General features: G+C 62.7%; 13 protein-coding genes. 7 read left to right on the top strand and 6 right to left on the bottom strand.

Annotation, left to right across the window (positions count from 1 at the left end):
* Window positions 1–151: 151 nt before the first annotated feature.
* Together ACWF8S_RS16585 and ACWF8S_RS16590 are read right to left on the bottom strand one after the other, a co-directional pair.
* Complete coding sequence (locus ACWF8S_RS16585; protein ID WP_447554552.1) at window positions 152–1,372, bottom strand: MFS transporter; 1,221 nt, start codon at window positions 1,370–1,372, stop codon at window positions 152–154.
* Window positions 1,373–1,424: 52 nt separating this feature from the next.
* On the bottom strand, window positions 1,425–2,462 hold the full coding sequence (locus tag ACWF8S_RS16590) for an alpha/beta hydrolase (protein ID WP_447554553.1): 1,038 nt from the start codon (window positions 2,460–2,462) through the stop codon (window positions 1,425–1,427).
* A 199-nt stretch (window positions 2,463–2,661) separates the two neighbouring features.
* Here ACWF8S_RS16590 and ACWF8S_RS16595 point away from each other — a divergent pair, with 199 nt between their 5' ends.
* Together ACWF8S_RS16595 and ACWF8S_RS16600 are read left to right on the top strand one after the other, a co-directional pair.
* Window positions 2,662–4,836, top strand: coding sequence for a malate synthase G (locus ACWF8S_RS16595; RefSeq protein WP_447554554.1), 2,175 nt, complete (start codon window positions 2,662–2,664; stop codon window positions 4,834–4,836).
* A gap of 110 nt (window positions 4,837–4,946) precedes the next feature.
* Complete coding sequence (locus ACWF8S_RS16600; RefSeq protein ID WP_447554555.1) at window positions 4,947–5,366, top strand: PaaI family thioesterase; 420 nt, start codon at window positions 4,947–4,949, stop codon at window positions 5,364–5,366.
* Here the strand turns inward: ACWF8S_RS16600 and paoC are convergent.
* From paoC to ACWF8S_RS16615, 3 genes are read right to left on the bottom strand one after another with little or no spacing between them, the layout of a single operon-like run.
* Window positions 5,363–7,546 carry an aldehyde oxidoreductase molybdenum-binding subunit PaoC gene (gene paoC, locus ACWF8S_RS16605; RefSeq protein ID WP_447554556.1) on the bottom strand — a complete coding sequence of 728 codons (2,184 nt, stop codon included), beginning with the start codon at window positions 7,544–7,546 and terminating at the stop codon, window positions 5,363–5,365. The two genes, ACWF8S_RS16600 and paoC, sit on opposite strands and share 4 nt — an antisense overlap.
* A 3-nt stretch (window positions 7,547–7,549) precedes the next feature.
* Window positions 7,550–8,500, bottom strand: coding sequence for an FAD binding domain-containing protein (locus tag ACWF8S_RS16610; RefSeq protein WP_447554557.1), 951 nt, complete (start codon window positions 8,498–8,500; stop codon window positions 7,550–7,552).
* Window positions 8,497–9,054 (bottom strand): 2Fe-2S iron-sulfur cluster-binding protein, encoded by a 558-nt coding sequence (locus ACWF8S_RS16615; RefSeq protein WP_447554558.1) that lies wholly within the window; start codon window positions 9,052–9,054, stop codon window positions 8,497–8,499. The genes ACWF8S_RS16610 and ACWF8S_RS16615 overlap by 4 nt, the downstream gene beginning before the upstream one ends.
* A gap of 188 nt (window positions 9,055–9,242) precedes the next feature.
* Here ACWF8S_RS16615 and ACWF8S_RS16620 point away from each other — a divergent pair, with 188 nt between their 5' ends.
* Window positions 9,243–10,217, top strand: coding sequence for an XdhC family protein (locus ACWF8S_RS16620; protein ID WP_447554559.1), 975 nt, complete (start codon window positions 9,243–9,245; stop codon window positions 10,215–10,217).
* Window positions 10,207–10,785, top strand: coding sequence for a nucleotidyltransferase family protein (locus ACWF8S_RS16625; protein ID WP_447554561.1), 579 nt, complete (start codon window positions 10,207–10,209; stop codon window positions 10,783–10,785). Before ACWF8S_RS16620 ends, ACWF8S_RS16625 begins: the two co-directional genes overlap by 11 nt.
* Before the next feature lie 26 nt (window positions 10,786–10,811).
* Here ACWF8S_RS16625 and ACWF8S_RS16630 read toward each other — a convergent pair whose 3' ends face one another.
* On the bottom strand, window positions 10,812–11,192 hold the full coding sequence (locus ACWF8S_RS16630) for a DUF423 domain-containing protein (RefSeq protein WP_447554563.1): 381 nt from the start codon (window positions 11,190–11,192) through the stop codon (window positions 10,812–10,814).
* Between the two features lie 130 nt (window positions 11,193–11,322).
* Between ACWF8S_RS16630 and thiS the strand changes: the two genes are divergently transcribed.
* The 3 genes from thiS to trmB are packed head-to-tail and all read left to right on the top strand — an operon-like array spanning window position 11,323 to window position 13,155.
* Window positions 11,323–11,544 (top strand): sulfur carrier protein ThiS, encoded by a 222-nt coding sequence (gene thiS / locus ACWF8S_RS16635; RefSeq protein ID WP_447530302.1) that lies wholly within the window; start codon window positions 11,323–11,325, stop codon window positions 11,542–11,544.
* Window positions 11,545–11,575: 31 nt separating this feature from the next.
* The gene (locus tag ACWF8S_RS16640) at window positions 11,576–12,370 is read left to right on the top strand and encodes a thiazole synthase (RefSeq protein WP_447554564.1); all 795 of its coding nucleotides are present in this window, start codon (window positions 11,576–11,578) and stop codon (window positions 12,368–12,370) included.
* 35 nt (window positions 12,371–12,405) lie between these two features.
* Window positions 12,406–13,155, top strand: a complete 750-nt coding sequence (gene trmB / locus ACWF8S_RS16645) for a tRNA (guanosine(46)-N7)-methyltransferase TrmB (protein WP_447554566.1) — start codon at window positions 12,406–12,408, stop codon at window positions 13,153–13,155.
* The last annotated feature ends 24 nt before the right edge of the window (window positions 13,156–13,179 follow it).

The raw sequence follows: 13,179 nt of genomic DNA on the forward strand, positions 1-13,179 counted from the left end.
TCGATACACCCGTGCTTTTGTAGGGGCGCGAGTTATCATCGTCATCCTCCCTGGTCAGCGCTTATTTAATCGGTTCTTACAAGCGTAGAACCCATGTGTAACCCATAGGTCAAGATCAGGCATTCTTGGCCAGAGCCGACACACTGCAACGTCAATACCGGGCTTCGGGCCTGCCACGCAGGGTGAGGACAACCCCCAGAAGTCCCACCACAGGCCCCGGAACCAGAAGCCAGGCAGCGTCCAGCCCCACGCGCTCGAAAAGCGCCGTGACGGCGGCAATGGAAACCACGGTAATGGCAAAGCCGATGGCGTTGAGAATAGCCAGCGAGGCCCCCACGATAGCCGGCGGGCAGGCCTTTGCGGCCAGCGCCGAGAACTGCGGCGAGTCCGCCACCACCGCCACACCCCAGACGAGTAGCAACGCGAACAGCCAAACCGGCGAAAGCGTGCGCCAGAAAAGCGCGAACAGCACCGCACACAAGCACGAGATAGCCAGCGCCGCCAGCGCCACCGGGGCGCTGCCTAGCTTGCGCGAAAGCGCCCCGCCCAGCAGGCACCCAAGTGCCCCGACCGCGATCACGGCGAATGCCATGCCGGGCACACCGAGGGCGGGGTAGGCTTCAGGCAGCACGGACGTTGCCACCAGCAGCGGCACCACGGTCCAGAAGGCGTAAAGCTCCCACATGTGGCCAAAATAGCCCCAGGCCGCCGCGCGAAAGCGGGCCACCTTGAACGCCTCGTTCACGCGCAGGCGTTTCGCCCCCGGGTTCGCCCTGCCGGGCAGGTGCGGGCCGTCGCCCAACAGGAAGATCAGCGCTGCGCCTGCCAGGGCCAGAAGCGATGAGGCGCTGATGATGATCTGCCAGGGCAGCTCGGCGCCCAGCTGTTTGAGCCCGTGGGGCAAGGCGGTGCCGAGTGTGAGCATGGCCACCAGCTGGGCAAGCGCTTGGCCTGTGCGGTCGGGAGCCCAGCTCACCACCAGCTTCATGCCTACCGGGTAAATGCCCGCCAGGCTCAGCCCCACCAGAAAGCGCCAGAACAGCGCATCAACAAGCCCCTGCGCTCCCCAGGCAAACAGCGCATTGAACAGCGCCCCGGCCAGCGCACAGACCACGAAGATATGACTGGCCCGAAAACGGTCTGCCAAGCCGGACAGCGCCAGCAGCAGTGTGCCCAGAATGAAGCCACCCTGTACCGCCCCCGTGAGCCAGCCGATGTCGGCGGCGCTGACGTTCCAGGCGCGTATCAGCTCATCAAAGGCGCTGTTGGCACTGAACCAGAGTGAAGTGCCGAGCAGCTGGGCAAGAGCGATTACGGCCACCGGCCTTTTGACAAGCAAGCCTTGGGGATGGGAACGAGGTGGTGATGTCACTCACGCCTCCTTGATGACTGTTTAATCGAGCCCTGGTTGGCCGCGTGAGATGTTAAAAGGTGAGCTCATCCGGGGCGGCCGCCTGCGAGGCAGCATCGGGGCGAACCGTTTCGTGAAACTCGGTATCCACGGTATCGATGAACGTCTCCAGCGCTTCAAACAGTGCCTCGCGGATGGCGACGGCTTCATTCACCAGGTGATGGCGCGCCTCGGGGTGGCGATATACCGACGCCTCGGGAAGTTTTTCGGTCAGAATCTCGAGATTGCGCTCCCAGTCCACCGTCATGTCCTGCTCGCCCTGCAGGATCAGCGTAGGCAGTGCCAACGGCTCGAATGCCAGCAGCTTGGGAATCCAGCGGCGCATGGCCGATATCCAGGCCACGCTGAGGCGTTCCGGTTGCAGCGGATCCTGCTCGCGCAGAAAGACGGTAAAGGCTTCGTCGGTGGAATTGGGCCGGTACTTGCGGGGCAGCTCTTTCACGAAGGGGCTGGCGATCAGATGCATCCAGCTGGCCTGGGTCCAGCGCCAGGGGCGCACCAGGGGGGCTAGCAAGATGATGCCCGCCCAGTGGGCCGCCTCACGCTTGGCCAGGGCATCGGTGGCCAGGATGGCTGCACCGGTGCTCTGGCCGATACCCACCCAGGGCCGCGGGGCAAGGCTTGCCCCCTGCAGGGTTTCCTTCAGGTGGGTAAAGCAGTGCTGGTAGTCGTCAAATTCGTTGATTTCAGCGCGTGGACCGCTTGACAGTCCATGGCCGGGCAAGTCCCAGAGCACCACCAGCCAGCCCTTGTCCAGCAGGCTTTTCAGCAGATGGCGATAGAGCCCCAGATGGTCGAAATAACCATGTACCACGAACACCGTCCCCTTGGGCGCAATGGGGCTCCACACCTGGCACCACAGATTGAAACGTCCGGTATCGATGAACCCGGCATACACCGAGGGGGTGCTCGTGAAAAGGGTTTCTAGCTGGTAATGGTGAAAGTAGCCTTGTACCGCGCGGGACAGCGCCGTATCCGGCGCCAGGTAGTGCAGCGCCGGCGCATCCGGCGTCTGGCGAAAGACTTCTGACAGATGTTGAAACTCATGCATTGCGTCTCTCCCTTGAGCCACGAAAGTACACCATGGCCATCGCGCGCGCTTTATTATCATTTAGTCGAGCATGGAAGCGCTTTAGCGTCTACGCTGTTTACATGCCTGGTCAGTTGTGGAAGTATTTTCCACAAATAGATTTCTACCCTGGCCGTGGCAGCGTCATCAACCCACGGGCACTTCCCTAAAGGAGAGACCCATGAGCGAGCGTATCACGCGTCACCGTTTACAGGTGGCCGCCGACCTGGACCGTTTCATCAGCGAACAGGCTCTGCCGGGCACCGGCGTCGACGAGAACGCCTTCTGGTCCGGCGTCGATGCCTTGTTCTTTGATCTTACGCCTAAAAATCAGCGCCTGCTGGAAGAGCGCGAGTCGCTTCAAAAAGCGCTCGACGGCTGGCACCAAGAGCACCCGGGTGCGGTCAGCGACATGTCTGCCTACCGTGGCTTTCTCAAGGAACAAGGCTACCTGGTCGACGCGCCCGCCAACGTAAGCGTTACAACGGCCAACGTCGACCGGGAAGTTGCCATTCAGGCAGGCCCGCAGCTGGTGGTACCGGTCAGTAACGCCCGCTACGCGCTCAACGCCGCCAATGCCCGCTGGGGCAGCCTGTATGATGCGCTTTACGGCACCGACGCCATTTCCGAGGAAAACGGCGCCGAGAAGGGGTCGAGCTTCAACCCCAAGCGCGGCGAGAAGGTCATCGCCTACGCTCGCGGCGTGCTGGACCGTGCCGCTCCCCTGGCTACCGGCTCTCACCATGACGCGGTCAAGTATCACCTGCGCGATGGCCACCTGGTGGTGACCCTGGACGGCGGCCGCGAAACCGGGCTGAAGGATCCTGGCAAGCTGATCGGCTTCAACGGCGAAGAGAGCGCGCCAAGCGCTGTCTTGCTGGCCAACAACGACCTGCACCTCGAGATCCAGATTGACGCCAACGATTCGATCGGCAAGACCGACCCGGCGGGCGTCAAGGACGTGGTGGTGGAAGCCGCACTGACCACCATTATGGATTGCGAAGACTCCGTGGCCGCGGTGGACGCCGAAGACAAGGTCGGCGTCTACAGCAACTGGCTGGGCCTGATGCGCGGCGACCTGGAAGAGAAGATCGAAAAGGGTGGCAAGACCACCACCCGCAAGCTTCACGCTGACCGCACCTGGAAGACTACCGAAGGTGGCAGCGTCACGCTTCCCGGCCGCTCGCTGATGTTCGTGCGCAACGTGGGCCACTTGATGACCACGCCGGCCATTCTGGACGAAAACGGTAATGAGCTGCCCGAAGGCATTCTCGATGCCGTAATGACGTCGCTTCTGGCGCTTTATGATCTGAAAAAGGACGCCGACCAGCCGCGCAACTCCCGGGCGGGCTCGGTGTACATCGTCAAGCCCAAGATGCACGGCCCCAAGGAAGTGGCGTTTGCCAACGAACTCTTCAGCCGCGTGGAAGATATTCTGGGCATGAGTCGCGATACCCTGAAAATGGGCATCATGGACGAAGAGCGCCGTACCACGGTGAACCTGAAAGCGTGCATTGCCGAGGCGACCTCCCGTGTCGTCTTCATCAACACCGGCTTTCTGGACCGCACCGGTGACGAGATGCATACCGTCATGGAAGCGGGCCCCATGGTGCGCAAGGGCGATATGAAAGCCGCCAAGTGGATTACTGCGTATGAAAAGAACAACGTCCAGGTAGGCCTTGCCTGCGGCCTGCGCGGCCGCGCCCAGATCGGCAAGGGCATGTGGGCCATGCCGGATCTGATGCACAACATGCTCGAGCAGAAGATCGGTCACCCGAAAGCCGGCGCCAACACCGCCTGGGTGCCCTCGCCCACCGCCGCCACGCTGCACGCGCTGCACTACCATCAGGTGAAAGTGGCAGACGTTCAGCGCGAGATGGAAAGCCAGGGCGAGACGGACCTGCTGGATGACCTGCTCAGCGTACCGGTGGCGGAAGACGCCAACTGGTCCGATGACGAAAAGCAGCAGGAGCTGGATAACAACTGCCAGGGCATCCTGGGCTACGTGGTGCGCTGGGTCGAGCACGGCGTGGGCTGCTCCAAGGTGCCGGATATTCACAACGTCGGCCTGATGGAAGACCGGGCGACGCTGCGTATCTCCAGCCAGCACATTGCCAACTGGCTGCATCATGGCGTCGTCGATGAGGCCCGCGTGAAAGAGACGCTCGAGCGCATGGCCAAGGTGGTCGACGAGCAGAATGCGGGAGACCCAAGCTACACCGCCATGAGCGCCAACTTCGACGATTCCACCGCCTTCAAGGCGGCGTCTGACCTGATCTTTAAAGGCCGTGAACAGCCCTCCGGTTACACCGAACCGCTGCTTCACGAGTGGCGCCAGGTGCACAAGGCGAAGTAATACGGCCTGAGCAGTAGAAAGCGACCAGTAAAAGCCCCGGGCAAGTGCTCGGGGCTTTTTTGTGGCATCTTTAAAAAATCCCTTTAATCAAAAGAGCGGATACAACAACAATGACTGTCATGAATGTCGAGCGAATCGAGCAGTTTCTGGACGAGGTGTTCCCTCAGCGCATGGGCCGGGTAGAAAGCGTGGGCGAGATGTGTGCGACGATGCGCCTAACGATTGGTTACGAGCATCTGCGACCCGGGCCTCGGGTGAGCGGGCCGACACTGATGGGCTTTGCCGATGTCGCGCTTTACGTGGCGATTCTGGGCCAGATCGGCCCAGAACCGATGGCGGTGACCAGCGACTTCAACTGCCATTTTCTGCGCGCCGCATCCGGCGAGCACGACGTGATCGCCCATGCCCGGCTGATCAAGCTTGGCCGGCGCATGGGCGTGGGGGAAGTGCAGGTCTTTTCGACCAGCGATGACACACGCCCGGTGGCGCATGTCACCGCCAGCTACGCGCTGCCGCTCAAGGAGACTTAAGAGACGGCGGGCAGTTGATCGATCATCCGGTCCAGTGTCAGCGGGTAGTCGCGAAGGCGTATGCCGGTGGCGTTGTACATGGCATTCGCCACCGCCGCCGCGCCGCCGCAGATACCCAGCTCACCGACCCCCTTACCCTTGAGAGGGGCGGATGCGCCATCGACGGTGTCCAGAAAGATCACGTCCTGGTCGGGAATGTCGGCGTGGACTGCGATCTCGTAACCGGCGAAATCGTGATTGGCGAAAAAGCCCCGCGTGGTATCCACGGTCAGGCTTTCGGTCAGCGCCGCACCGATGGACATGGTCATGCCGCCCAGTACCTGGCTGCGCGCGGTAATTGGGTTGAGAATACGCCCAGCATCGCACACCGAGAGCATGCGACGAAGGCGCGTTTCACCGGTGTAGGCGTGTACCGCCACTTCTACGAAATGCGCCGCGAAGGTGCCGATCTCCAGGTCATCCTTGAAATCGCCAAAGTGCAGCGTGTCTTCGCCGACGATCTCTTCGCCCTGGGCTACATCGCGAAGGGCAACGCTTTTATCATCGGTGATCACCTGGCCGTTCTCGAAGCGCGCCGACGCGACGCCCAGGCGCTTGTTGATCTCGCCTTGTAGCGCCAGACACGCCGCATAAACCCCAGCGGTGGCACTGGCCGCACCCATCTGGCCGCCGGAGCCCGAGGCCGTGGGGTAGGCGCTATTGCCCAGACGCACTTCCACATCGTCCATCTCGAGACCCATGGTTTCCGCAGCGGTCTGAGCAATGATGGTGTAGGAGCCGGTGCCGATATCGGTCATGTCGGTCTCGACGATCAAACGGCCTTCGCTCAGGCGTATCCGCGCGCCGGAATCCAGGGTGGGCGCGCCGCGATAGGCGCCGGCCATGCCGTGCCCGATCAGCCACTGGCCTTCACGCTGCCCGCCGGGGGTGGTGTTGCGCGAGGCCCAGCCGAACGCCTCGGCGCCCTTGCGTAAACACTCCACGAAATGGCGGTCGCTATAGCGTTTCTCGGGCTCTTCCGGGTTGACCTGGGTGTCGTTGAGAATCCGGAACTCCACCGGGTCCATCTGGAGCTTTTCGGCCATTTCGTCCATGGCGATTTCCAGCACCGCCAGGCCGGTGGCCTCGCCCGGGGCGCGCATGTCGGCGGATTCCGGCAGGTTCATGTCGATGGCATGGTGCGCGGTGCGGCGGTTTTTACCGGCATAGAAGCAGCGCGTCTGATTGACCGCGTCTTCACCGCTGCCGCCGGGCAAGGTGTGTGAGATTGCCGCATGATCGAACGCAGTGATGCGCCCATCCTTGCCGGCGGCGATACGCATTCGCTGCACGGTACCGGAGCGGTGGGTGGCGTTATTGAAGATGAACGAGCGTGGCAGCGCCACCTTGACCGGACGGCCGGTCTCTCTTGAGCCAAGGGCGGCGAGCACGGCATCGGCACGCAGCCACAGCTTGCCGCCGAAGCCGCCGCCGATGTAGGGGCTCTCCAGACGGATGTTCTCCGGATCCATCTCGAAGGTGGTGGCCAGCGCCTGGTGGGTCCACTCGATCATCTGATTCGAGGTCCAGAGCGTCATGTTCTTGCCATCGCACCAGTCCGCGATGGTCGCGTGAGGCTCCATCATGGCGTGGCTTTGCGAGGCGGTGTGATAGATCTCGTCGAGCGTGACCTCCGCGCGCTCAAACGCCGCGTCCACATCGCCCACATGCGAAACCACGTCTCTGTCCTGCAACCGCTTCCAGGCATCATCCAGATCGAACTCACCCGGTATTTCCTCGTACTCCACCTCGATGAGCGAGGTGGCCGCTCGGGCCTGCTCCAGGGTATCGGCGATGACGACCGCGATCGCCTGGTGGTAGTGCTCGACCATATCGCCGCCGAACAGCTTGGCGACGTTGCTTTCGGCCCGCGGCAGCTCATCGATATCCAGCGCAGTGATCACGGCCGCCACGCCTTCGGCGTTACGTGCCGCCGTGGCGTCCATGCGGGTAATGCGCCCCTTGGCGATGCTCGATCCCAGCGGGTAACCCACCAGCGGGTTCTTTGCCACGTCATGGCGCTCGTAGGCATAGGGTGCCGTGCCGGTGACTTTCAACGCGCCGTCGATCCGGGTATGGGGCTTGCCGATGATCCGGGCGTGATCGAAGAGGTTCTCGTCGGCTGATTGATTAAAATCCATACATCACTCCTTTGCCAGCAAGGCGGCCAGCGTACGTTCGGCAAGCGTCAGCTTGTAGGCGTTTTCATCGGTGGGGCGCGCACCGTCCAGAAGCTTCGCCATTACTGCCTTGGCGCCATTGCCAAGCTCGGCATCGGCTTCATCACGCCGCCAGGGCTGGGAGGCCACGCCGCCCAGCGCCACACGGCCCTTGCCGTCATCGGTTTCAATCAGTGCCACCGAGACCAGCGCAAAGGCGTAAGAGGCGCGATCGCGTACCTTGTAGTATTGCTGGCGCCCGCCGATCGGGGCAGGCAGTACCACGCTGGTGATGATTTCCCCCGGCTCAAGGGCGTTCTCCACTTCCGGGGTGTCACCGGGAAGCTTGTAGAACTCGTCCAGGGTGAGCCGGCGCGTCTGTCCCTGGGGGTCGATGGTTTCCACCTCGGCGTCCAGCACACGAAGGGCGACCGCCATATCCGAGGGATGCGTGGCGATACAGTAATCGGAGATACCGATCACACCCAGCTGGCGGGTGTCGGCGCCCTCGTCGAGCGCGGCACAGCCAGCGCCGGGCTCGCGCTTGTTGCAGGGCATCGCCGTATCGTAGAAGTAGGGGCAGCGGGTACGCTGGAGCAGATTGCCGCTGGTCGAGGCCTTGTTGCGAAGCTGGCCCGAGGCGCCGGAGAAAAGTGCCCGGCTAAGTACCGGGTAGTTGCGCCGGATGCGCTCATTGGCGGCCAGCGCGGTGTTGCTCACCAGCGCCCCGATACGCACACCACCCTCGTCGGTCTCGGTAATATCCTCAAGGCCGGTCTGGGTGATATCGATCAGATGCGTCGGTACTTCGATCTCGTGCTTCATCAGATCGAGCAGGTTGGTGCCGCCGGCAATGAACTTGGCGCCCGGCACTTCAAAGGCGCGCGCCGCCGCCTGGGCGGCATCATCGATGCGCTCATAGGAAAAGGCTTTCATGAACGCTCCTTGGCTACCTGGTTGATGGCTTTCAGGATGTTGGCGTAGGCGCCGCAGCGGCACAGATTGCCGGACATGCGCTCGCGGATCTCTTCATCGCTGATCTCGATGGGCCCGGTCAGTTCTTGAGTCACGTGGCTGGGAATGCCGGCACGGATCTCCTCGAGCACCGCGTTCGCCGAACAGATCTGACCCGGCGTACAGTAGCCGCACTGGAAGGCGTCGTGCTCGATGAACGCCTGCTGCATGGGGTCCATGTGCTCGACATCGCCCACCCCTTCGATGGTGGTGATCTCATCATCCTGGTGCATGACGGCAAGGGTCAGGCAGGCATTCACCCGCTTGCCGTTGATATACACCGTACATGCGCCGCACTGGCCGATATCGCAGCCTTTTTTGGAACCGGTGAATTTTAGATGCTCGCGCAGAGCATCCAGCAGCGTGGTGCGATTATCAAGCTCCAGCTCGTGGCGCTGGCCATTGATCGTCAGGGCAACTGCTGAGCGCGTCCCAGCGCTGCCGTGAGACTTCTCGAACGTCGTCGTTGAGGTCATTTGAATTGCCTTTAATTTTTTCGTTGCTATGCCTGGTCACGGTCATGACGGATTAAGCATAGTCACAATTGAAGCCATCAGCCCAATTCTTCTGATAACCCCTGTTAAAGCACACAATTGGTCTACGCTAGACTGCACAAAGACACCGGCCCGGCCTGCAGGTCGCTGAACAAGGAAGGCGTTACCCCATGCAACACCTAGACCTGAAGGTCATCGAGCAGGCGCTCACCTGGTGCGAACAAGGCGAGACGATCTGGCTTTGCACAGTGCTTGAAACCTTTGGCTCCTCGCCCCGGGCGCCGGGCTCTTGGCTGGTCGTGAACCCGCGCGGCGAGCATGTGGGCTCGCTCTCCGGTGGCTGTGTGGAAGAGAATTTTCTCGACAGGCTCGAAAACGGTGCCTTCGCACAGACCGTGACGATCACCCGCTACGGGGACACCGCGGACAGCGACGCCCCAAACGTGGCACTGCCTTGTGGCGGCGTGCTGGATGTGCTCGTGGAACGGCTGGCACCGACACACGAGACCCGTGAGCATCTAGGCATGATCTTGAACGCGCTCAAGGGCCGTGAGCCGTTGATGCGTGAGATAGACACCGAAAGCGGGGCGCGCGCGTTTCGCCCCGCCCCCCCGACCGGCCCGCGCGTGGAGCGCCACGAAAGCACCATTCACATGCGCGTATCGCCCGCTCATCGCCTGGTGATCGCCGGTATTTCGCCGATCACCATGCCGTGTGCGGCCTTTGCCGTGACGCTGGGCTATGAAGTGATTGTCTGCGATCCGGATGAGCGCGCCTGCGCTGGTTTCAACGTGCCCGGCGCTCTTGTAAAGACCGTGCTGCCCTCGTCGTATATTTCGCAAGATACGTGCCACGGCGCCACCGCCGTGGTGGCGCTGACCCACGACCCGCGCATCGACGACCTGGCCATGATGGAAGCCGTGCGCACCGACGCCTTCTACATCGGCGTGATGGGGTCACAGCGCACCTCGAAGGCGCGCGCCGAGCGGCTGGCGCGCTCCGGGGGCTTGAACGAGGCCGAGCTTGCGCGCATTCACATGCCCATCGGGCTTTCGCTTGGCAGCAAGACCCCCGCCGAAATCGCCCTGGCGGTGATGGCGGATATCGTACGCGTGCAGCACGACAAGCGCCTCGATGAACTCTGAGCCGGTAATCGCGCTGGTGATGGCCGCGGGCTATTCGCGCCGCTTCGGCGCGGCGGATAAACGTCTGGCTCGCCTGGGCGATGGAGATCTGCTGCTGGCCTCGAGTATCGCCAACGCTCGAGGCGCATTTTCCATGCTGAAAGTGGTGGTGCGCACAGAGGATGCGTTGGACGATCTTGACGAGCACGAACTGATACGCGTCACAAATGCCCACAAGGGCCTGGGTGCGAGTATCGGCGAGGCGTTTGCTGCGCTCATCCAAGACCCCAGCCTGGCCGATACCCACGCCGCTGCCGTACTGCTGGGGGATATGCCCTACCTTCAACCCGCCACGTTGATCGCGCTCAAGCAGCACGCCACGCCAGAGACGATCGTATCGCCCAGCGTCGATGGCACGCCCGGCCACCCGGTGATCTTTGGCCGCGCCTTCTGGCCAGCGCTTGCACGACTTGAAAGCGGCGAAGGCGCCAGGGCGGTACTCAAGGCCAACGCCGACCACCACCGGGCTTACCCGGTCGACGATCCCGGGGTGCTGAGGGATATCGACCGGCCGTCCGATATCTCTTGACGCTCATCTTGGCGGAGCACACCGGGTTAGGGCCGGGCGATCAGCACCACCAGCAACAGCGCAAGCCAGCCACCCATCAGGGCAATGCCGCCCAGGGGCGTAACGATACCCAGGTTCAGCCCCGCCAGCGCCATGGCGTAGAGCGAGCCGGAAAAGGCCAGCGTACCCAGCAGCCAGAGCGAGAGCACCAGCCGCTGGCCCGCCCGGGGACGCTGACTTCGCCAGACCAGTACCGCCAGCATGGCCAGGGTGTGCCACGCCTGGTAGCGCACTCCGGTTTCCACCGCGCTCACCATATCGGCGCTGGCCCACGCGGCCAACCCATGAGCAGCGTAGGCGCCGAGTGCAACCATCAGCGCCCCGGAGATCGCCACCCAACACCACCATCCTTTATCGGCTTGTTGCACGTAAGACTCCTTGAACCGTGATAGGAAGATGGCCTTTGTGACCACTTTCATATCCTATGTGACATACCTTGAGAGGCCTGAAACCGTTACAATAGAGGTTGCTTGCCTTATCAAGGGATACTCATCAAATATGTCTACCCCTAATGCGTCAATAGAGCTTAGGCTCAACGGCGAACCTTACGCCATCAACCAGGGGCTGACGGCGGCGGATCTTGTCGCCCAGCTGGGCCTGACCGAGCGGCGCATCGCCGTCGAGATCAACGAACAGATCGTTCCCAAAAGCCAGCTTGGCGCCACCGCGCTGCACGAAGGTGACCAGATCGAAGTGGTGCACGCCATCGGCGGCGGCTAGCCAGGCCTTGCTCGCGCTTGAGGATTTTTTTATGACAGCACTACACGATACGCCGTTTTCCGTTGCCGGTCGCACCTTCGGCTCGCGCCTTTTGGTGGGCACCGGCAAGTACAAGGACATGACCGAGACCGGCGAAGCCGTGGCCCAAAGCGGCGCCGACATCGTCACCTTTGCCGTGCGCCGCACCAACCTGGGCCAGGACGCCGACGCGCCGAATCTTTTGGACGTGATCCCGCCCAGCCGCTACACCCTGCTGCCCAACACCGCAGGCTGCTACACCGCGAAAGACGCGGTGCGCACCTGCCGGCTGGCCCGCGAATTGCTGGACGGCCACAACCTGGTCAAGCTCGAGGTGTTGGGCGACGAGACCACGCTCTACCCCAACGTGGTGGAAACACTCAGCGCGGCCAAAACGCTGATCGACGACGGCTTCGACGTCATGGTCTACACCAGCGACGACCCCATCGTCGCCCGCGAGCTCGAAGCGCTTGGCTGCTGCGCGATCATGCCGCTGGGCTCGCTGATCGGCTCCGGCCACGGCATTCAAAACCCCTACAACATTCGCCTGATCATCGAACAGGCCAATGTACCCGTGCTGGTGGATGCCGGTATCGGCACCGCCTCGGAAGCCGCTCAGGCCATGGAGCTTGGCTGCGACGGCGTGCTGCTCAACTCCGCTATCGCCGGTGCCCGCGACCCGTTGCGCATGGCCCGGGCCATGAAGCTTGCCGTTCAGGCCGGCCGCGATGCGTTTTTATCCGGACGCATGCCGCGGCGCCAAAGCGCCGACCCGTCGACCCCGTTTGCCGGCCGCATCAACGGCTGATTTAACGCCCCTTAGAGAGACCCTGCCGAGACATCATGAACGACGACAACGCACCTTCGCCTGAAAATGGCGCTACCGGCCCCGAAAGCCAGGACGCTCCGCTTCACCGGCGCGGTATCAAAAGCTACGTGATTCGCGCCGGGCGCATGACCCCGGCGCAAACCCGCGGGCTCGACGACGTCTGGCCCCGCCTGGGCCTCACCCTCGCCGACGGCCTACAGGATCTCGATGCGCTGTTCGGCCGCAAAGCGCCGCGCGTGGTCGAGATCGGCTTTGGCATGGGTAACTCGCTCATCGAGCAGGCCAAAACCCATCCCGAAACCGACTTCATCGGTATCGAAGTGCACGCCCCAGGCGTTGGCAAGCTGCTCGACGAGGCGGAAAAGCTGGGTCTCACCAATCTGCGGGTCTACCGTGAAGACGCCTTGAAGGTGCTGGAAGAGTGCCTGCCGGAAGCCTCGATCAACACCGTGCAGCTGTTCTTCCCCGACCCCTGGCCGAAGAAAAAGCATCACAAGCGGCGCATCGTGCAGCCCGCGTTTGTGGCGCTGATTCGCACCCGCCTGGAGCCGGACGGCTTTTTTCATATGGCGACGGACTGGGAAGCCTACGCCGAGTGGATGGCCGAGGTCATGGAAGCCGCACCCGGCTACGCCAACACCGCTGAAAGTGACACCGCGCCCTTCGTGCCCCGCCCCGGCTTTCGCCCGCTCACCAAGTTCGAGGCCCGCGGCGAGAAGCTCGGCCACGGCGTGTGGGATCTGATTTACCGGAAAGCCAAGTAAGCCCCCAGGGCTGTCGCGGCCCGA

The sequence above is a fragment of the Vreelandella xerophytica genome (assembly GCF_968048975.1).

Bases quoted from the DNA above. Each gene is read 5' to 3' on its own strand.
- ACWF8S_RS16590 (WP_447554553.1), bottom strand. From the start codon at position 2,462: ATGCATGAGTTTCAACATCTGTCAGAAGTCTTTCGCCAGACGCCGGAT.
- ACWF8S_RS16595 (WP_447554554.1), top strand. From the start codon at position 2,662: ATGAGCGAGCGTATCACGCGTCACCGTTTACAGGTGGCCGCCGACCTG.
- ACWF8S_RS16600 (WP_447554555.1), top strand. From the start codon at position 4,947: ATGACTGTCATGAATGTCGAGCGAATCGAGCAGTTTCTGGACGAGGTG.
- paoC (WP_447554556.1), bottom strand. From the start codon at position 7,546: ATGGATTTTAATCAATCAGCCGACGAGAACCTCTTCGATCACGCCCGG.
- ACWF8S_RS16610 (WP_447554557.1), bottom strand. From the start codon at position 8,500: ATGAAAGCCTTTTCCTATGAGCGCATCGATGATGCCGCCCAGGCGGCG.
- ACWF8S_RS16615 (WP_447554558.1), bottom strand. From the start codon at position 9,054: ATGACCTCAACGACGACGTTCGAGAAGTCTCACGGCAGCGCTGGGACG.
- ACWF8S_RS16620 (WP_447554559.1), top strand. From the start codon at position 9,243: ATGCAACACCTAGACCTGAAGGTCATCGAGCAGGCGCTCACCTGGTGC.
- ACWF8S_RS16625 (WP_447554561.1), top strand. From the start codon at position 10,207: ATGAACTCTGAGCCGGTAATCGCGCTGGTGATGGCCGCGGGCTATTCG.
- thiS (WP_447530302.1), top strand. From the start codon at position 11,323: ATGTCTACCCCTAATGCGTCAATAGAGCTTAGGCTCAACGGCGAACCT.
- ACWF8S_RS16640 (WP_447554564.1), top strand. From the start codon at position 11,576: ATGACAGCACTACACGATACGCCGTTTTCCGTTGCCGGTCGCACCTTC.
- trmB (WP_447554566.1), top strand. From the start codon at position 12,406: ATGAACGACGACAACGCACCTTCGCCTGAAAATGGCGCTACCGGCCCC.